An 18,553-nucleotide genomic window follows, 5' to 3' on the forward strand; every position below is an offset into this window, starting at 1 on the left:
GAGTTATGATGAGCAAGATAGACTTAGACATTTCCAACCTTCCCGACACCACAGTATCTGTCCGGGATGTTTTCGGCATTGATACCGATTTGAGGGTTCCGGCCTACAGCCACGGCGACCCTTACGTTCCGGACCTTGATCCGGACTACCTGTTCGACCGCGACACGACGCTCGCCATCCTCGCAGGCTTTGCCCATAACCGCCGCGTCATGGTGTCCGGTTTCCACGGAACCGGCAAATCGACCCATATCGAGCAGGTTGCCGCCCGCCTCAACTGGCCTTGCGTGCGCGTCAACCTCGACAGCCACGTCAGCCGTATCGATCTCGTCGGCAAGGACGCGATCGTGCTGAAGGACGGCAAGCAGGTCACCGAATTCAAGGACGGCATCCTGCCCTGGGCCTACCAGCACAATGTCGCACTTGTGTTCGACGAATACGACGCAGGTCGTCCGGACGTGATGTTCGTCATTCAGCGCGTGCTGGAATCGTCGGGCCGCCTGACGCTTCTCGACCAGAGCCGCGTCATTCGTCCTCACCCGGCATTCCGCATCTTCTCGACCGCCAACACGGTTGGTCTGGGCGATACGACCGGCCTTTATCACGGCACCCAGCAGATCAACCAGGCACAGATGGACCGCTGGTCGATCGTGACAACGTTGAACTACCTGCCGCACCAAAAGGAAGTCGATATCGTTGCCGCCAAGGTAAAGTCGTTCGGCAAGACGGCTGAAGGTCGCGAAACCGTGTCGAAGATGGTGCGCGTCGCCGATCTGACCCGCTCCGCCTTCATCAACGGCGACCTGTCCACCGTGATGAGCCCGCGTACGGTCATCACCTGGGCCGAGAATGCCGAGATCTTCGGTGATGTCGCCTTTGCCTTCCGCATCACCTTCCTCAACAAGTGCGACGAGCTTGAGCGCACGCTGGTGGCCGAACAGTATCAGCGCGCCTTCGGCGTCGAGCTCAAGGAAAGTGCCGCGAACATGGTTCTCGGCGCTTAATGAACGTCGGCAGGGGCGTGACCTAACTCGCCAAGCGAAGGAAATGCAGGCCATGTCAGGTCGTGGAGACAATTCGAAGCCCAAGTCCAGCGGCATGGTCGATACCGAGCCGTTGCGCCGGGCGATCACCGGCTGCGTCCGGTCGATTGCCGCCAATGGCGAGGTCGAGGTGTCGTTCGCCAACGAGCGCCCCGGACTTGCCGGTGATCGCATTCGTCTGCCTGAGATCTCCAGGCGCCCGACGGCCCATGAACTGGCCGTCACCCGCGGCCTCGGCGATTCTATGGCGCTGCGGATTGCCTGCCACGATACGGCCGTGCACGCCAATCTGGCGCCACAGGGATCGGATGCGCGCACCGTGTTCGATGCGGTCGAGCAGGCCCGGATCGAATCGATCGGCGCGCTGCGAATGACCGGCGTTGCCTCCAACCTCAACTCGATGCATCAGGAAAAATACGCCAAGGCGAATTTCACTGGCATCGAGCGTCAGGAAGACGCACCCATCGGCGAAGCGATCGCCATGCTGGTGCGCGAAAAGCTGACCGGCGTGAAGCCGCCCGAAAGCGCCGGCAAGGTGCTCGACCTCTGGCGTCCGTTTATCGAGGACAAGGCGTCCGGCGATCTCGACAATCTGAGAAATGTCATCGAGGACCAGCAGGCCTTCTCCAAGGTCGTGCGCCGCATGCTGTCCTCCATGCAGATGGCCGAGGATCTCGCCAGCGACGACAGCGAGCCTGAGGAAATCGACAACCAGAACGACGAGGAACAGCCGAGCAGCGGCGAGACTGAGAACGAGGAAGTCGAGGAAGAAGCCGGATCGGACGCCGCGCCCGCCGAACAGAGCGACGTTGCCGACGACGACATGGACGAAGGCGAGATGGACGGCGCCGAAATGTCGGACGAGGAGATGTCCGACGAAAGCGACGATCACTCCGAGACCCCAGGCGAGACCCGCCGCCCGAACAGCCCGTTCGACGATTTCAACGAGAAGGTGGATTATCACATCTTCACGCAGGAGTTCGACGAGGAGATCACCGCCGAAGAGCTGTGTGACGAAGCGGAGCTCGACCGGCTGCGCGCTTTCCTCGACAAGCAGCTCGCGCATCTGCAGGGCGCCGTCGGCCGTCTGGCCAACCGGCTGCAGCGTCGCCTGATGGCGCAGCAGAACCGCTCCTGGGATTTCGACCTGGAGGAGGGCTATCTCGACCCGGCCCGCCTCGTGCGCCTGATCATCGACCCAATGCAGCCGCTTTCCTTCAAGAAGGAACGCGATACGCAGTTCCGCGATACGGTCGTGACGCTGGTGATCGACAATTCCGGTTCGATGCGCGGCCGTCCGATCACGGTTGCGGCAACTTGCGCCGACATTCTCGCGCGCACGCTGGAACGCTGCGGCGTCAAGGTCGAGATCCTCGGTTTTACCACCAAGGCCTGGAAGGGCGGCCAGAGCCGCGAGAACTGGCTTGCAAACGGCAAGCCTGCGACGCCCGGCCGTCTCAACGATCTGCGCCACATCGTCTACAAGTCCGCCGATGCGCCATGGCGCCGTTCGCGCCGAAATCTCGGCCTGATGATGCGCGAAGGCCTGCTCAAGGAAAACATCGACGGCGAAGCGCTGATGTGGGCGCATAACCGTCTCATCGCGCGGCCGGAACAGCGCAAGATCCTGATGATGATTTCCGACGGCGCACCGGTCGACGATTCGACGCTGTCGGTCAATCCGGGCAATTATCTGGAGCGTCACCTGCGTGCGGTCATCGAACAGGTCGAGACCAAGTCTCCGGTCGAACTGCTGGCGATCGGTATTGGCCATGATGTGACGCGCTACTATCGCAATGCTGTCACCATCGTCGATGCAGACGAACTGGCAGGCGCGATGACCGAGCAGTTGGCCGAACTGTTTGCCGACAAGTCGTCGGCACAGGGCGGTCGTGGTGCGCGCGGCGGCCGTATGCGACGGGCAGGCTGAGGGCTTCGGTGAAATTCTTCCTCGTGGCCGTGGCTGCGGCTCTGATGTCGACCGCAGTGTTCGCTCTGCCGGCCGGTGCCGCCGGTCCTGACATAGAGGCAACCGTCCATACCATATCCCGTTTCAAGACGGGCTCCGATGCCACTCGTTTCGGCAAGCTCGAATTTCTAGGCGGACTGCAGTTCTCGTCAAACGACAGCACGCTGCAATCGCTATCGGCGATCCGCTTCCGGCCGGACGGTAAGAGTTTCGTTTCGGTGCTCGATACCGGTCACTGGCTGACCGGCCAGATCGAACGGGATGCGGAGGGCCGTCTTTCGGGCCTCAGTCGCCTGCAGGTCTCGCCACTGCTTTACCGAGGCGGGCGGCCGGGGTCGAAGTTCCATTCGGATGCGGAGGGTCTTGCCCTGCGTAAGGGGGAGGCGGTGGTGAGCTTCGAGCAGCTGCACCGGATCGATACCTATCCGGATCCTGGTTTCGAGACCTCCGGTCCGACCCGCACGATAGACTTCGTCTTTCCCCGCAGGGAATTGCGGATGAACGCCGGCATGGAAACGCTGGCGCTCTCGCCTGAAGACAGCCCGCTCAAGGGCTCGCTCGTCACGGTGACGGAACACAGCCTCGATCAGAACGGCAACATGTTTGCGGCCATTCTCGAAGGACCGCTGAAGGGCGTTTTCAAGATCGTCCGTCACGATCCCTATGACGCGACCGATGGCGCATTTCTGCCGGATGGTGACTTCCTGCTGCTGGAGCGCCGCTTCAGCTTCCTCGGCGGCCTCGGCATGCGCATCCGCCGCTTCGATGCCGCAGAGATCCGTCCGGGTGCCCTAATCGACGGCGAAGTCCTGCTGGAAGCGGACATGACCTCCGCGATCGACAATATGGAAGGTCTCGACGTGATCGAGGCGCCCGACGGCCGCCCCCATCTCATCCTCGTCTCCGACGACAACGGCAACTTCCTGCAGCGCAATCTGATGCTGGAATTCCGGCTCGCGGAATGAGAGAGGGGGAGCACCCGCAAGCTCCCCGGACTGCTGGCAAACTCTGAAAAAGCTTGTTTGACGAGAGCGATACCCCACTCTCCCTCATCCTCGCCCTTGTGGCGGGGATCCAGCGACCCGACGTCTGTCGGGTCAAAGACTCACTCAGCTCAAGGACTTGAGCTTACTGGATCCTCGCCACAAGGGCGAGGATGAGGGAGTTTGGGGCAACCGGCTCGAGTTCCCAAGTGATCTGCTGAGCTGTTAGATAAGGCCTTTGTCAGCATCCTTTGGAGCCCTGAGGCTCCCCTAGTTGCTGTCAGAGACTACTTTGTCGGAGCAACCTGCGGCATCGGCCGCAATACGCTCATCAGCGCGCCATAGGGCAGCAGCAGCGCGATGCCCACCAGGATCTTGACCACGAGGTCGCCGAGCGCCCAGGAGACCCAGCGCGGGGCTTCGGTCGAGAGCGCGCCCAGAATCGGAGACCAGCCGACGGCGAAGTCGTCATTGGCGCCGAGGAAGGCGAAAACAGGGGCAAAGGCCAGCGAGAAGAACAGCAGCGTATCAAGTGCCGAGCCAAGCAGCGAGCCTGCCAGCGGCGCCTGCCACCAGGACTGGCGACGCAGGCGGTTGAACACCGAGATGTCCAGAAGCTGGCCGACCAGATAGGCGGTGCCCGACGCGATCGCGATGCGCGGGGCGGATGCCCAGAGCGACAGCGTCACACCGAAGATAAAGCCGACCAGAACCACGCGGCGTGCGATTGTCGTTCCGAACTGGCGGTTGGTAAGGTCAGTGACGAGGAAGGCGAAGGGATAGGTGAAAGCGCCCCAGGTCAGGAGATCGCCAAGGGCTACTCCGAAAAGGCTTCCTGTGACAGGGAACTGCACGAGGAAGTTCGAGGCGACGACGACCGCTGCCATCAGCAGGGCATAGATAAGGGTATAGCGTTTCGCTTGCATTTTTTTATCCTGGGGTATGCCACCAGTTGCGGATATGGCCATGAGAAAGGGCTTGTCCGGTTATCCGGTCAAGCCCTCTTCAAAGCCGGTGATGTCAAAGACGCTGATTAAGCAGCAGTCGCTGCTTCAGCAGTCTTCTTGGCAATCTGGCGACGCAGAAGACGAGCGCGCATGGACAGCTCAGTCTCGCTGGACTTCAGAAGGAAAGCGTCGAGACCACCGCGATGCTCAACGGAGCGAAGCGCGTGAGCGGAAACCCGCAGACGGAAGCGCTGGCCGAGCGAATCGGAGATCAGAGTGACCTGGCACAGGTTCGGCAGGAACCGACGACGGGTCTTGTTGTTGGCATGGCTGACGTTATTGCCGGTCATTACGCCCTTGCCGGTCAGTTCGCATACACGAGACATGGGATACACCTTTGTTCTATTCTGCAATTGGAAGCAATTTCCGGGCAATGCCCGACATGCCGATCCAACTGGTCCTGAGTGGAAAGTTGCGGTTCTATAGTCAGTGGGGTCCGGCGCGTCAAGCCAAAACCGTGCGTTTCGGACTCTCAAGGCGTCGCTTGGCGCTTTTGCAGCTGGCACATCGCTGTTTTCTTGCCATTATGGTCAGTCACACTCGTCAGGCAAGTCGCTTCCATCTCATCCGTCAGGGCCGTTCATGCTTTCTCGCAAATATTTCGCCGTCGCCCTGTCCTCTCTTGTGAGTTTCGGTGCAGCAACGCCCTCGATGGCGGCCGAAACCCGGCAGGTCAGCCAATACAGTATCACGCTCGGGATACTGCCGATCGCGACAGCGAGCTTTTCGAGCGAATTCGACGGCGGGCAGTACAAGATCAACGGAACGTTCAAATCTGCCGGTATCGCCGATATCATCAGCAAGGTTTCTGCGCAAACCAGCGTGACGGGTCGCATCCAGGGCGAAAAGCTGCAGGCCGACCGCTACAGTCTCGTCTACAATGTCGGAAAGCGGAAGCGCGTCTACGATATCTCCTACAGCAACGGCAACGTGACGGATACGAAGATCACCCCGCCGCCGCGCCGCAACCGGGAAAACTGGGTGCCGGCGACGGACAAGGATCTTCGCGCCGTGCTCGACCCGTTGAGCGGGCTGATCTTTCCGGCAGATGCCAAGATCTGCCCGAACCGGTTGCCGATCTATGACGGTGAATCGCGCATGGATCTGGTGCTGTCACCGATGGGCACCAAGCCGTTTGCGGCGGAAGGGTTCAAGGGAGAGGCCATCGTCTGCTCGATCCGCTACACGCCGAAATCGGGTTTCCGTCGCGGGCGCACCGATATCGAGTATCTGCGCAAGACGCCGATGGAAATCTGGTTTGCCAAGGCCGATGGCGCAAATGTATATGCTCCTGTCTATGCCCGTATCCCGACCAGGATGGGGCCGCTCTACGTGACGGCCGTGAAGATCGGCGATTAGAAGATCGGCTTATGCCGAAGGAGGCATAGTGAAGATCCGGGGGACGCTGATCGGTTTTACGGCCATTCTGATGTGGTCGCTTTTGGCGCTGATGACGGCGGCATCCGGCAAGGTTCCGCCCTTCCAGATGAACGCGATGACGTTTGCGATCGGCAGTCTGCCGGGGCTGATCCTGTTCGCCTTCAGGCCGCAGCGCATCCAGCTTCTAAAGCAACCTGCCAAGGTTTGGATCATCGGTATCGGCGGACTGTTCGGCTACCACTTCCTGTATTTCACCGCGCTGCGCAATGCGCCGGCCGTCGAGGCGGGGCTGATCGCCTATCTCTGGCCGCTGCTCATCGTCGTCGGTTCGGCGCTTCTGCCCGGCGAGCGGCTGCGCTGGTACCATGTCGCCGGTGCGATTGCCGGACTTTGCGGCTCGATTGCCATCGTTTCGCGCAACGGCCTGTCGTTCGACGGGGCCTATACGCTGGGCTATGGCATGGCCTTCATCTGCGCCTTCACCTGGGCAGGCTATTCGCTTCTCACCCGCAGCTTCGATCGTGTCTCGACCGATGTGGTGACGGGGTTCTGCCTCGCCACATCGCTGTTGTCGCTTGTGTGCCATCTGGCGCTGGAGACGACGATATGGCCGGCGGACGCCAGCCAGTGGGCGGCGGTCGTCGGCCTTGGCCTGCTGCCGGTTGGCGCTGCCTTCTACGCTTGGGATTACGGCGTGAAGAACGGCGATATCCAGGTGATCGGCGCCGCAAGCTATGCCGCGCCGCTGCTTTCGACATTGATCCTGGTGCTTTCGGGCTTTGCCGAACCGGACTGGCGCATTCTCGCGGCCTGCGTGCTGATCACCGGTGGAGCGGTGCTTGCTGCACGTGATATGCTGCGGCCGAAATCGAAAGCTGTCGAAGCGGATTAGCAGCCTGAGCGTCAGGCTTTGGGTGTGTTGCCTGCAACTTATCCGCTAGATTGCCATCGCAACAGCGAGTGATCTGCCGACGATGTCGATCATCCATAACGAACGAACCAAGTACGTCGCCAATTCCTTCGACCGGGCGTCGACGTCCTGTCTCACGGTTGGCGTGTTTGCTCCGATCGCCGCGGCGATCTATGCGCCGTCAGTCTCGACTGGAAACGCTTTTATACTTTCGGTTGTGGGACCCGGTTGGCTTTTTGCCGCCGCTATTCTACATTGGGGAGGCAAGCGTATATTGAGGAAGCTGCTATGACAGGTTTGCAGATATATGCGTTCATCGTTCTTCCGCTCTCGATCGCGGCTTTGGGATGGGCCTATGCCTATTTCACAGTGCGACAGCACGAACGGAAGTATGGCAAGCGCAAGGAAGACTAGGCGCTCCACACCGGTTTGTGCTCGGGTATGTGCACGCCCTCAACCCGGCTCCCAGCCAGGCGCTGCCATCTCGAAGCTCGCAAACTCGAATCCCGGCGCGACCGTGCAGCCCACCAGCGTGTAGGCGCCGAGTGGTTCTGCTTCCTGCCAGGCATCGGCCGGCACCACGGCTTGAGGCCGCTCGCCGCTGGCCAGATCCACGCCGAGCCGGATTTCCTCGACGGTCTTTCCATCCGAGATCTTCAAAAGCAGCGGATCGCCGGCATAATAGTGCCAGACTTCCGCTGCATCGCGCACCCGGTGCCAGTGCGATTTCTCGCCGGCCTGAAGCAAGTAGTAGATCGCCGTCGAGGCGCCGCGCCCGGTGCCGTCTCCATCGCGAAAGGTCTCCGCATACCAGCCGCCTTCCGGGTGGCGCTGCATGTGAAGCGTGGTGATGATCTCTTGAGGCGACATCGCTTAAAAACTGTCCTTGCGCTTGCGGATCTCGGCAAACACTTCCTCGTTGGTCTTGCTTTCCATGATCAGGTTGCGGCGGATTGCGGGATCGGCGGGGCGCAGGAAGGGGTTGGTTTCCTTCTCGAGGCCCATCATCGTCGGGATCGTGAACTTCCCGTCGGCGCGCAGCGCCTCGATCTCGGCGGCTCGCGTCTTCAGCCGCTCGTTGTCCGGGTCGATCGTCAGCGCGAAGCGAGCGTTGGAGAGCGTGTATTCATGACCGAAATAGATCGCCGTTTCATCCGGCAGAACAGCTAGCTTCTGCAGCGAAGACCACATGTCGGAAGCGGAGCGTTCGAACAGGCGGCCGCAACCGAGCGCAAACAGCGTATCGGCGGCAAACAGGATCTTGTCGTCCGGGAAATGGAAGCAGATGTGGCCGGCCGTGTGGCCTGGCGTCTCGATGACGCGAACGAGATGGTCGCCGAAATGAAACTCGTCGCCATCTGCGACTGTCCGGTCGAGGCCGGGGATCGCCACCGCCTCGTTGACGGGGCCGATGATCTCCAGTCCCAACTTCTCCTTCAACGCCAGATTGGCTTCCACGTGATCGGTGTGGTGATGGGTGGTGAAGATGTGGGTGATCGTCCAGCCGCGGCGGGCGGCGGCCTCGATGATCGGTTTTTCTTCCGGCGCATCGATCGAAGCGGTCAGCCCGCTTTCGGGATCGTGCACGAGAACGCCGAAATTATCGCTCCGGCAGGAAAAAACTTCGAGTTCCAACGGCTTCATACTGCCTCACCTATTGCTCAAATCCACTTGTGGAACAATGTAGAGACTGGTGCCTTGAAGTCCAACCACCTTCAGCGAGCAATTAATCTTGTCCGTCGATATCGTCGATCTGCGTGAGTTCTATCATTCTGCTCTTGGCCGGTTTGCCGAGCAGTCGATCGTCGTGGCCTTGTCGTCGCTCTGGGCGCGCCTGCCGGAGGAGCGTCTGGTCGGGCTTGGATACGCGGTACCCTATCTCGATCACTTCCGGGCCGATACCGAGCGCACCTTCGCTTTCATGCCGGCCGGGCAGGGGGCGGTGAACTGGCCGCCGGGCGAGCTTTCGAGCACGGCTTTGGTGTTCGACGAGGAATTGCCGCTGCCGGACAGTTCGGTCGATCGCGTGCTGCTGGTGCATTCGCTGGAATTTGCCGAAAATCCGCGTGAGACGCTGAAGGAAATCTGGCGGGTGCTGGCGCCAGGCGGGCGCTTGGTGATCGTCGTTCCGAACCGTCGCGGCGTCTGGGCCCGCATGGAACATACGCCCTTCGGCTCCGGTCGCCCCTATTCGCGCGGGCAGTTGACGACGCTGATGCGTGAGACGAACTTCACGCCAGGCGCCAGCGCAGAGGCACTGTTTTTCCCGCCGTCGAAGGCGCGGACGATCATGAAGATGCGTCAGGTCTTCGATCGTATCGGTCGCCGCTTCTGGCCGGTGTTTTCCGGCGTCATAGTGCTGGAGGCGCAAAAGCGGCTGTATCAGGGTCTGCCGGTGGCAGCCCGCGCGTCGAGACGCGTGTTCGTGCCGGTCATGGCACCGCGCGGCGTGCCGACGACGCGGACGCAGCCCGACACGCCGAAAGGCTCTTAAAACCGGCTCGACATTGGGCCTTTTCAGCTTTAATGCCTGAGCATACCCCGCCTACAGGCATTACCGAGAAGGTCCAATCGATGAGCATCGTTGCGAGTGAGCCCGTTCCGCGTCCAGGCATTCTGGATATCGCCGCCTATGTGCCCGGCAAGGATCATGCTCCCGGCGTTGCGCGGGTGTTCAAGCTCTCGTCCAACGAAACACCGCTTGGTGCGAGCCCGGCTGCGATCGAAGCCTTTCGCGAGGCAGCCCGTCACCTCGAACTCTATCCGGATGGCCAGGCTTTGGCGCTGCGCGAAGCGATCGGCTCGGTGCACGGGTTGAACGCTGCCAACATCATCTGCGGCAATGGTTCGGATGAACTGCTCGGCCTGCTGTGCCATGTCTATCTCGGTGCCGGCGACGAGGCGATCATCACCCAGCACGGGTTCCTCGTCTACAAGATCCAGATCACTGGTGCCGGCGCCAAGGCGATCGAAGTGCCGGAAAAGGATTGCACCGTCGATGTCGACGCGATCCTCGCCGCTGTCACGGACAAGACGAAGATGGTGTTCATCGCCAATCCGGGCAATCCGACCGGCACCTATGTCCCGGTATCCGACATCCGCCGCCTGCATGCCGGCCTGCCGAAAAGCGTCATCCTGGTTCTCGACGCGGCCTATGCGGAATACGTGAAGAAGAATGATTACGAAGCCGGCCTCGAGCTCGTTTCCAACAGCAAGAACGTCGTGATGTGCCGGACCTTCTCGAAGGCCTACGGTCTTGCGGCGCTTCGCATCGGCTGGATGTACGGCCCGGCCGCCATTCTCGATGCGCTCAACCGCGTCCGCGGACCGTTCAACCTGAATGCGCCGGCGATTGCCGCAGGTGCTGCGGCCATCCGCGATCGGGCGTTCGTCGAGAAGGCCGTCGAGCACAACACGCTCTGGCTCGACAAGCTGACCCACGCATTTGAAACGCTCGGGCTCAAGGTCACGCCGTCGGTCACCAATTTTGTGCTGATCCATTTCCCTGATGTGGACGGCAAGCGTGCGCCGGATGCCGATGCCTTCCTCACCAGCCGCGGCTATATCCTGCGGGTCGTCAAGGGCTATGGCCTGCCGAACGCGCTGCGCATGACGATCGGCTCGGAAGAAGCCAATCGCGGCGTCATCGAAACGCTCGGCGAATTTCTGGCACGCTGACAGCAACGGGACCGACATCATGACCCATCCGCAGTTCGATCGGATCGCTCTGATCGGCATCGGCCTGATCGGCTCATCTATTGCGCGCGACGTGAAGGAGCTCGGGCTCGCCAATCACGTCGTCATCTCGACACGCAGTAGCGAGACGCTGAAGCGGGCGGAAGAGCTGGAGCTTGGCACCGAATACACCGCGTCTGCAGCCGATGCGGTGAAGGATGCCGACCTCGTCATTGTCTCTGTGCCTGTTGGTGCGTCGGAAACGGTCGCCAAGCAGATCGCGGGCAGCCTGAAGCCGGGTGCCATCGTCACCGATGTCGGCTCGACCAAGGCCTCCGTCATTGCGCAGATGGCGCCGCATATGCCTGAAGGCGTGCATTTCATTCCCGGTCACCCGCTGGCCGGTACCGAGAAGTCCGGTCCGGATGCGGGCTTTCCGGGTCTGTTTCGCGATCGCTGGTGCATCTTCACGCCGCTGCCGGAAACGGATCAGGCGGCGCTCGAGCAGTTGAAGGCCTTCTGGGTGGCGCTCGGTTCGCGCATCGACGAGATGGATCCCGAACACCACGACAAGGTGCTCGCGATCGTTTCCCACCTGCCGCATATCATCGCCTATAATATCGTCGGCACGGCGGATGATCTGGAAACGGTCACCGAATCGGAAGTCATCAAGTATTCCGCCTCCGGTTTCCGCGATTTCACGCGTCTTGCAGCCTCCGATCCCACCATGTGGCGGGACGTCTGCCTGCACAACAAGGATGCGATCCTGGAAATGCTGGCCCGGTTTTCGGAAGATCTTGCCTACCTGCAGCGGGCAATCCGCTGGGGCGAGGGCGACAAGCTGTTCGAACTGTTCAGCCGCACCCGCACCATTCGCCGCTCCATCATTCAGGCCGGGCAGGATGTCGACGCGCCGGACTTTGGCCGGCACGCACTGGATGTGAAGAAATAAGCAGGTCTGTCTGCACTAGATCCGCGGAATTTCGCCGATCTGGATCAGCCCGCCCGCCAGAACCTTGCCGCGCCGGATGGTGATGTCGAGTGAGGCATTTTCACCACCTCCAAGCGCTGCCAGCATGTTTGCCGCGGTCTTGATGGTCGATGCGAGATCCGGAAACACTTCGCCGAGGCTCTGCTGCCACGCGTCGATCTTTTCCACGCGCAGTTTGAGCTTGCCTGACATGCGCCCTTCGTCATCGAAGGAGAAGGGGCCGGAGATAGTGGCAACCCGTCCCTCGCCGAGATCGGCCTTCAGGGAACGAAGCTCGCCCTTGGTATTGTAGAGTGCTGTACCGTTCGGATCGCTGCCGTCAATCATGCCGGCGCGACCGGCAAGCGTCACGTCCACGAGAGCGTTGAGCTTGGGCAGAAGCTCTGCCATGCCCTCGGCTGTCGTCGAGGTGCCGTCGAGCGAGATCGCGGCATCGAGATCGTCGCCGTTCTGGCGCAGGTGGATTTCCGTCCGGTCGGTGGTGATGTCGAAGGGCTGGGTGTTTGCCGCGGAAACGACGCTTGCGCGCGAGCCCTCGATGACCATCGACGCCCGCTCGACGCCTTTCAGCTTGGCAGCGATACTGGATTGCAGCGATTTCCAGGTGGTGGATACGGAGAAGCCATGGCTGGTGCGGACTTCAGAGGGTGCGTCGAGTTCCCAGACGATGTGACCAGGCGCATAGACCTGGGCTGCCGAGCGCAAAGCGCCGAACGTGCCCGAAATGCCGTTTTCACGGTCATCCACCGTCACCTTGGAGCAGAACAGGCCTATACGGAAAGGATAGCCGCGATATTCGGCATCGGTGCATTCGGCGACGATGCCGCGCTTCTGCTGGCTACCCAGCAGTGCCAGCGTGTTCTGTTTCAGAACCGATGCGGCATAGAACCAGCCTGCCGTATAAAGGGCTATCGCCAGAATGACGGCACTCGCCAGGATCCATAGTTTTCTGCTGACGCCGCTTCGGCTTGACGCTGCCATGTTGTTCTCCCAAAGGTCTTTTCGCAAATCTCGATGACGGCATGGCGTGCGATATGGACGAATTTTGGGTGTTTGGCTACGGATCGCTGATGTGGAACCCGGGCTTTCCGTTCGAAGAGAAGGCGCAGGCCCGCGTTTACGGCTTTCGCCGGTCGCTGTGCATCTGGTCGACAGTGCACCGTGGAACGCCGGATCGTCCGGGTCTGGTCATGGGGCTCGATCGTGGCGGATCGTGCAGGGGCGCGGCCTTCCGGGTAGCTGGCGGCGAATGGGACGATGCGATCGAGTATCTGCGTCGTCGCGAACTTGTCACCAATGTCTATCTCGAAAAGATCGTGCCGATCACGCTGATGGACGGGCGGCAGGTGAAGGCCGTCACCTATGTCGTCGATCGTTCGCACCGGCAATATGCCGGTGCGATGGATGTCGAGAAAGCAGCTGGCATCGTGCGTCACGCGGCCGGCCAGTCCGGCCCCAACGATGCCTATGTGTTCAACACCGTCGAGCATCTCGCCCAGATCGGTATTCGCGACCTGTGGCTGGAAGGGGTTGCCGCAGCGCTTGCGGCCTGAAGTTCCCCGCTCAAACCGGCGTTTGTTGCGCTTTCAGTTCCGCCAGACGTTTCGACGCCGTCGGAGGCAGCGGCACATGCGGGTTCGCCGCAACGGTCTCGACCAGCAGCTGATCGCTTGCCGTTTCCAGCGTTTCGATCAGGTGCTTGTAGAAGGCATCCGGCTGCATTCCCGGCTGGATGGCCGGCAGGATCCGGACCTTGAAATGGCCCGGATATTTCACCAGCTTGCGGCGTCCCCAGAACAGCCCCCAATGGGCGACGACCGGGACGACCGGAACCTTCGCATCGCGATAGATGCGGGCGATGCCGTAGCGATAGTCCGGTTCGGCGCCAGGCGAGCGGCGGGTTCCCTCAGGGTAGATGATCAGCTGGCGGCCGCTGTCCATCTCTTCCTTGGTGCGCTTCATCACCTCGACCATGACCTTGCCGCGGGCACCGCGATTGACCGGGATCATCCGCTGCCTGGCCAGATACCATCCGAACAGCGGGATCCACAGAAGCTCGCGCTTCAAGATATAGACCGGGTCGGGATAGTGGGGCATCAGCGCGAATGTGTCCCACACCGACTGGTGCTTGGGGGTGAAGATACAGCCGCCTTCCGGAATGTTCTCGAGACCCTCGATTTCGAAGGTCGCGCCGACGATCTTTCCCATCAGCCAGTTGCTGGACGAAGCCCAGCCCTTGGGAACGCTGAACGCGGCCTTGCGCGAGGCCAGGAAATAATAGGGCGCGAACACGATCATCCGCAGGATCATGTTGGCGTAAAAGGCGGTATTAAACACGACGGAGCGGATGAGAAGCATGGAGCGGGCTTTCTTGCAGACTGCCCGTTGCCTACACGAGAACTCGAGCGGACAAAAGCGCGAGATCGACGGCCTGCTCAGATCAGGGAGATTTTTTCGGCACCGACCCGGTCGGATCGCCGTCGGTTCGAAGCCCGCTGCCCTTCTGCATGCCCACCCAGTCGCGAATGGTTGCCAGCACCACCTTTACGTATTCCGACAGCATCGTGCGCAGAGTATCCGGCTCGGCGAACCAGGCGCGGCGGGCGAGATCTGCATTGATGACCGGATAGGGAATGAATTCCGTCGCGGGATCGGCGCGGCGCAGTTCGTGCAGACTGCGCAGCATGTGGTAGTTGTTGGTCACGACGAGCACGGATTTGTAGTCGTTGTCGTGGATCCAGCGGGAGATCTCGTTGGCATTGCCGATCGTATCGATCGCATCATAGCCGATATCGACGCAGCACTTGAAAAGGTCGGGCGAGGCCTGCGTGACCTTGCGGATCTGCGTTGGCGTGGTGGATGGATGCGCGCCGGAAATCAGAAGCCGCCTGCCGGCCCCGTCGCGCAGCAGACCGAGCGCCTGTTCTATGCGCAGATATCCACCTGTCAGAACAACGATTGCATCGGCCTTGACGCCATCGGGCGCTCGCAACGATGTGACCGCGTCCGCGAACCAGAGGAAGCCGCCGACGACGATCGCAACGCAGATAAACGCCACCATGACGATCCGTCTTGCTATTCGTCTAAACGTGCTCCGGCGCGAGAGCAAAGCCCTTCGTCTCCGGTCCGAAGTCCGGTCGTCCGTCACATCGGGAGGGGTCTGGCCGAGTGTCATGATTTCGTTGATAGACCTAGATTTCGTTGTCGCCTAGCCCCACAACGGGTTCACTTCAAAAAACACGTGCGGGTTATGATTTCGGCGCGCCATCCGCCCGTGCCGGATCGGAGCGGATCAGGTCGATCTCGTCGATGGTTTTCATCACCGTCAGGCGGGCGGTCAGCGTCGTCAGAAGGGCGATCACCAGGATCGTCGCGAAGATCCCGAGATAGCCGCCGAAGCCGATCGTGAAGGATCCGAACAAGGCGGTCGCCTGCTCGCTCTGGGGCGTCGCGCGCGAATTCGACTGCCACAGATTGGCGGCCGCAAACAGCAGTGCCGCCAGCGCGCCGCCGGCTGCCGATCCCTTGATGCTGATCTTCAGGAAATGCTTCTGGAATTCGCGGGCGACGAAACCGCTTTCGGCGCCGACGAAATGCAGGACTTCGATGATATGCCGGTTGCCGGACAGGGCGCCGCGGGTGGCAAACACGACGGTCAGGATCATCGCGGTAAAGACGAGGATCAGCACACCCATGCCGATCAGCACCGTGGTGCGCGCCATCGAGACCAGCCGGTCCACCCAGGTACGGTGGTCATCGAGAAAGGCTTGCGGCACCTCGGTCTTCAGGAGGTCGCGCATGGCTGCGAAATCGGGCGGGTTCTGCTCGTCGATCGTGATGATCACCAGCCGCGGCACGGGCAGGTCGGCAAGGTCGAGGCCGGTGCCGAGCCAAGGTTCCAGCAGCCGCGCGGTGGCGCTGTCATCCATGATCGTGCCGTCCCGGGTGCCGACAAAGGTCAGTGCGACATCGCGCGCCTTCTTCAGCGCCGCATCCATGTCGAGGCCATCGTCCGGCTTGATCTGGATGGTGATTTCGCGGGCGATCTCGCTCTGCCAGCCGGCCGCGGTGGCGCGCACCATGCTGACCCCGCCGAGCGTCAGGCATGCGAGGAAGGCCATGATGGCGATCACCACCATCAGCGCATTGCCCTGGATATTGGAGGGAGGCAGGATCGGGGCCGTCGGGCGCACGCGCATCGAGGCGCGGCGCGGACCCTGGTCGTTCGCTGTCTCGGCGCCTTTCTCCTGCCAAGCGTTTGCCGGTGCCGGGGCTTTCTCCGTCTTAGCCGGTTTGGTCTTCTTGGGAGGGCGCGGCTCATTCATAGATATCAAGCCGCCCTTCGGTGAGGATCATCCGCCGTGCATCGACCTGATCCATCAGCGCCAGATCGTGCGTCGCGATGACGACGGCGGTGCCGAGCCGGTTGAGCTCGAGGAACAGGCTGAGCAGCCGGCGGGCCATGGGCGGGTCGACATTGCCGGTGGGTTCGTCGGCGAGCAGGATTTCCGGACGGTCCATCAGCGCACGGGCAATCGCCGCACGCTGCTTTTCGCCGCCGGACAGGACGGCCGGCAGCACATTGATGCGCTCGCCGAGGCCGACCCATTTGAGGAGCTCGATCACGTCATTGCGATAGGACGCCTCGTCCTTGCCGCGCACCCGAAGCGGCAGGGCGACGTTCTCATAGGTGGTCAGATGGTCGAGCAGGCGAAAGTCCTGATAGACGATGCCGATTCGCCGGCGCAGCATCGGCAGCTCGCTCCGCGGGATCTGCGACAGCTCGCGGCCGAACATGCGGATGATGCCGCGGGTGGGGTAGAGCGAGGTGAAAAGCAGGCGCAGAAGCGTCGTCTTGCCGGCACCGGACGGGCCGGTCAGGAACTGAAATGACCGTTTCGGGATGTCGAACGTCATGTCCCGGAGAATCTCCGGGCCCATGCCGTATCGCAACCCAACATTTTCGAAATGAATCAACGGAAGACCAAATCCCTGAACCCTTCAGATTCGCACCTGACCATCTCTTAACGATGAAGGTAAACGAAAGGTAAAACGCCGGTCAAAAAGGGCTTATTTCGGGCGCTGTTTGCAAACGGTTAACCAATCGAATTTACGACTAGGGGGGATTCGTTTCAATGGCCGCCTCTTTCGATATCGGGGGACAAGCGGCGCCGAAGAGGTCCGATGAACACGTTCAGCAGCCGCGCCGGCAAGACGATCGTCCGCATGGACATCCTGCCGCCCGAAATCACAACAGGCCCCAAGGGCCGGGTGAAGGCGCGTGGTCCCGTGGTGGATGCGCAGTTCGTGCCCGTGACTGATGGCGGGTGGCAGCGGTCCAGACCGCGTTCGCACAACGACAATTCAGACGACAGGACCAAGAACCGGGCGACCGGCAAGCCTGCAGAGAGCGTGAGGTCCAGTGCTCCGGCCTCGGTGCCGAATGGCTTCGTCGGCAAGGTCGAGCGCGTGCTGAATACGCTTTCGGCCGATCTGTTCTGCGCTCTTGTGGCTGCCGCTTTCGTGCTGGTCTTTGCGAGTGCCGGCGGCTTCTCGTTCCTGTTCAACGACAGCGGAGAAGCCCAAGCCGAGCCATCGCTCGATATCACTCACATCACCATGACGCCACGCGATGCGGATGGCATGCGGGTTCTGCTGATCAACGGAATCGTCGAGAACCGGACCAGTGACGCAAAGACCATGCCCGCGATCCGGGCGGAGCTGATGGCCGGCGACACGCTGGTCGCCTCGACCTTGATTGCCCCGCCGGCTTCCGCCATTGCTGCCGGCCACAGCCGCGGGTTTTCTGCGCGGGTGCCGCATCCCGGCGGAAAACTCCCGGATTTGCGCCTGACCTTTGCGGAACGGGATGCGTCCCGCCTCTGATTGTGTTATCGCGGCGCTTCCGATCTATCAGGAGTATCCGTATGCCCGTCGTCCGCGGCAAAAACATCGAGCCGCTTTTCACTGCCGAACAGATCGCCGAGCGCAATCACCAAATCGCAGCGCAGATCGCGACCGGTCCCACGAAGGATCTGCTCGTCATCGCCGTCCTCAAGGGCTCGTTCATTTTCGCAGCGGATCTTCTGCGCGCGCTGCATGAGACGGGCCTTGCACCGGAAGTGGAGTTCATCACACTTTCGAGCTACGGCACCGGCACGGTCTCGCAGGGCGTTCGCATCGTCAAGGATATCGACAGCGACGTGAAGGACCGCGATGTTCTTCTGATCGACGACATCCTGGAATCCGGGCGCACGCTGAAATTTGCCAAGGAATTGCTCTATGAGCGCGGCGCCCGCCATGTCTCGCTGGCCGTCCTTCTCGACAAGAAGGTGAAGCGCAAGGAAGACCTGGAAGCGGATTACGTCGGCTTCGAATGCCCCGACTACTTCGTCGTCGGCTACGGCATGGACGTCGCCTACGCGTTCCGCGAACTGCCTTTCGTCGGCGTCGTGACTGGCGACGCGTGAGTTGATTTTGGTTCGGATGGGGGCAGAAATCTGCCGCCATCCGGTCGCAAGGTGTTAACCATGGCGCGGTTTGAGCCTCGCCTGTTTACTCCTCGACAACCAAACTCTGGTGAATTGCTCTCGGATTG

The 18,553-nt window shown here is 61.3% G+C and carries 21 protein-coding genes; 12 read left to right on the forward strand and 9 right to left on the reverse strand.

Features of this window, described 5'->3' with window-relative positions; genetic code table 11:
- The first annotated feature begins 8 nt into the window (after positions 1–8).
- From cobS to ACQY1L_RS00330, 3 genes are read left to right on the forward strand one after another with little or no spacing between them, the layout of a single operon-like run.
- Positions 9–1,001 (forward strand): cobaltochelatase subunit CobS, encoded by a 993-nt coding sequence (cobS, locus tag ACQY1L_RS00320; RefSeq protein ID WP_092660946.1) that lies wholly within the window; start codon positions 9–11, stop codon positions 999–1,001.
- A gap of 52 nt (positions 1,002–1,053) precedes the next feature.
- Positions 1,054–2,970, forward strand: coding sequence for a cobaltochelatase subunit CobT (gene cobT, locus ACQY1L_RS00325; RefSeq protein ID WP_430242021.1), 1,917 nt, complete (start codon positions 1,054–1,056; stop codon positions 2,968–2,970).
- Between the two features lie 29 nt (positions 2,971–2,999).
- Positions 3,000–3,974 (forward strand): esterase-like activity of phytase family protein, encoded by a 975-nt coding sequence (locus ACQY1L_RS00330; protein ID WP_430244021.1) that lies wholly within the window; start codon positions 3,000–3,002, stop codon positions 3,972–3,974.
- A gap of 305 nt (positions 3,975–4,279) precedes the next feature.
- Here ACQY1L_RS00330 and ACQY1L_RS00335 read toward each other — a convergent pair whose 3' ends face one another.
- Both ACQY1L_RS00335 and rpmB read right to left on the reverse strand, forming a co-directional pair.
- Positions 4,280–4,918 carry a queuosine precursor transporter gene (locus ACQY1L_RS00335; RefSeq protein WP_430242023.1) on the reverse strand — a complete coding sequence of 213 codons (639 nt, stop codon included), beginning with the start codon at positions 4,916–4,918 and terminating at the stop codon, positions 4,280–4,282.
- Between the two features lie 107 nt (positions 4,919–5,025).
- Positions 5,026–5,325 carry a 50S ribosomal protein L28 gene (gene rpmB / locus ACQY1L_RS00340; protein ID WP_430242025.1) on the reverse strand — a complete coding sequence of 100 codons (300 nt, stop codon included), beginning with the start codon at positions 5,323–5,325 and terminating at the stop codon, positions 5,026–5,028.
- A gap of 256 nt (positions 5,326–5,581) precedes the next feature.
- On the opposite strand from rpmB, the gene ACQY1L_RS00345 reads away from it, so the two are divergent.
- The 3 genes from ACQY1L_RS00345 to ACQY1L_RS00355 all read left to right on the forward strand — a co-directional run bounded on the left by ACQY1L_RS00345 (position 5,582) and on the right by ACQY1L_RS00355 (position 7,703).
- Complete coding sequence (locus ACQY1L_RS00345) at positions 5,582–6,358, forward strand: DUF3108 domain-containing protein (RefSeq protein WP_430261930.1); 777 nt, start codon at positions 5,582–5,584, stop codon at positions 6,356–6,358.
- Positions 6,359–6,386: 28 nt separating this feature from the next.
- Positions 6,387–7,271 carry an aromatic amino acid exporter YddG gene (gene yddG / locus ACQY1L_RS00350; protein WP_430242029.1) on the forward strand — a complete coding sequence of 295 codons (885 nt, stop codon included), beginning with the start codon at positions 6,387–6,389 and terminating at the stop codon, positions 7,269–7,271.
- Between the two features lie 306 nt (positions 7,272–7,577).
- Complete coding sequence (locus ACQY1L_RS00355; RefSeq protein ID WP_256413811.1) at positions 7,578–7,703, forward strand: hypothetical protein; 126 nt, start codon at positions 7,578–7,580, stop codon at positions 7,701–7,703.
- 39 nt (positions 7,704–7,742) lie between these two features.
- Here ACQY1L_RS00355 and ACQY1L_RS00360 read toward each other — a convergent pair whose 3' ends face one another.
- A complete protein-coding gene (locus ACQY1L_RS00360; protein ID WP_113166682.1) occupies positions 7,743–8,159 on the reverse strand; it encodes a cupin domain-containing protein in 417 nt (138 codons plus the stop codon).
- Positions 8,160–8,162: 3 nt separating this feature from the next.
- Complete coding sequence (gene gloB, locus ACQY1L_RS00365; RefSeq protein ID WP_430242032.1) at positions 8,163–8,933, reverse strand: hydroxyacylglutathione hydrolase; 771 nt, start codon at positions 8,931–8,933, stop codon at positions 8,163–8,165.
- Between the two features lie 88 nt (positions 8,934–9,021).
- Between gloB and ACQY1L_RS00370 the strand changes: the two genes are divergently transcribed.
- The 3 genes from ACQY1L_RS00370 to ACQY1L_RS00380 all read left to right on the forward strand — a co-directional run bounded on the left by ACQY1L_RS00370 (position 9,022) and on the right by ACQY1L_RS00380 (position 11,916).
- Entirely contained in the window at positions 9,022–9,783 is a 762-nt protein-coding gene (locus ACQY1L_RS00370) for a class I SAM-dependent methyltransferase (RefSeq protein ID WP_062461762.1), read from the forward strand.
- Between the two features lie 80 nt (positions 9,784–9,863).
- Positions 9,864–10,967 (forward strand): histidinol-phosphate transaminase, encoded by a 1,104-nt coding sequence (gene hisC / locus ACQY1L_RS00375; protein ID WP_430242034.1) that lies wholly within the window; start codon positions 9,864–9,866, stop codon positions 10,965–10,967.
- A gap of 16 nt (positions 10,968–10,983) precedes the next feature.
- On the forward strand, positions 10,984–11,916 hold the full coding sequence (locus ACQY1L_RS00380; protein ID WP_430244023.1) for a prephenate/arogenate dehydrogenase family protein: 933 nt from the start codon (positions 10,984–10,986) through the stop codon (positions 11,914–11,916).
- Between the two features lie 15 nt (positions 11,917–11,931).
- Here ACQY1L_RS00380 and ACQY1L_RS00385 read toward each other — a convergent pair whose 3' ends face one another.
- A complete protein-coding gene (locus ACQY1L_RS00385; protein WP_430242036.1) occupies positions 11,932–12,936 on the reverse strand; it encodes a DUF2125 domain-containing protein in 1,005 nt (334 codons plus the stop codon).
- A gap of 53 nt (positions 12,937–12,989) precedes the next feature.
- Between ACQY1L_RS00385 and ACQY1L_RS00390 the strand changes: the two genes are divergently transcribed.
- Positions 12,990–13,508 (forward strand): gamma-glutamylcyclotransferase, encoded by a 519-nt coding sequence (locus ACQY1L_RS00390; protein WP_092660949.1) that lies wholly within the window; start codon positions 12,990–12,992, stop codon positions 13,506–13,508.
- 10 nt (positions 13,509–13,518) lie between these two features.
- Here ACQY1L_RS00390 and ACQY1L_RS00395 read toward each other — a convergent pair whose 3' ends face one another.
- The 4 genes from ACQY1L_RS00395 to ftsE all read right to left on the reverse strand — a co-directional run bounded on the left by ACQY1L_RS00395 (position 13,519) and on the right by ftsE (position 16,932).
- On the reverse strand, positions 13,519–14,313 hold the full coding sequence (locus ACQY1L_RS00395; RefSeq protein ID WP_430242038.1) for a lysophospholipid acyltransferase family protein: 795 nt from the start codon (positions 14,311–14,313) through the stop codon (positions 13,519–13,521).
- 82 nt (positions 14,314–14,395) lie between these two features.
- Positions 14,396–15,130, reverse strand: coding sequence for a YdcF family protein (locus tag ACQY1L_RS00400; RefSeq protein ID WP_062581780.1), 735 nt, complete (start codon positions 15,128–15,130; stop codon positions 14,396–14,398).
- Positions 15,131–15,203: 73 nt separating this feature from the next.
- Positions 15,204–16,280: a cell division protein FtsX gene (locus ACQY1L_RS00405; protein ID WP_371816218.1), complete on the reverse strand. Its 1,077-nt coding sequence runs from the start codon at positions 16,278–16,280 to the stop codon at positions 15,204–15,206.
- Positions 16,273–16,932, reverse strand: a complete 660-nt coding sequence (gene ftsE / locus ACQY1L_RS00410) for a cell division ATP-binding protein FtsE (protein WP_062461741.1) — start codon at positions 16,930–16,932, stop codon at positions 16,273–16,275. The genes ACQY1L_RS00405 and ftsE overlap by 8 nt, the downstream gene beginning before the upstream one ends.
- Positions 16,933–17,139: 207 nt before the next feature.
- Between ftsE and ACQY1L_RS00415 the strand changes: the two genes are divergently transcribed.
- Positions 17,140–17,841 carry a hypothetical protein gene (locus ACQY1L_RS00415; protein WP_430242040.1) on the forward strand — a complete coding sequence of 234 codons (702 nt, stop codon included), beginning with the start codon at positions 17,140–17,142 and terminating at the stop codon, positions 17,839–17,841.
- A gap of 41 nt (positions 17,842–17,882) precedes the next feature.
- Positions 17,883–18,425, forward strand: a complete 543-nt coding sequence (gene hpt, locus ACQY1L_RS00420; protein WP_430242042.1) for a hypoxanthine phosphoribosyltransferase — start codon at positions 17,883–17,885, stop codon at positions 18,423–18,425.
- The last annotated feature ends 128 nt before the right edge of the window (positions 18,426–18,553 follow it).

Origin of the sequence: Neorhizobium sp. DAR64862/K0K3, from assembly GCF_050500185.1 — a bacterium.
Classification (GTDB): Bacteria; Pseudomonadota; Alphaproteobacteria; order Rhizobiales; family Rhizobiaceae; genus Neorhizobium; species Neorhizobium soli.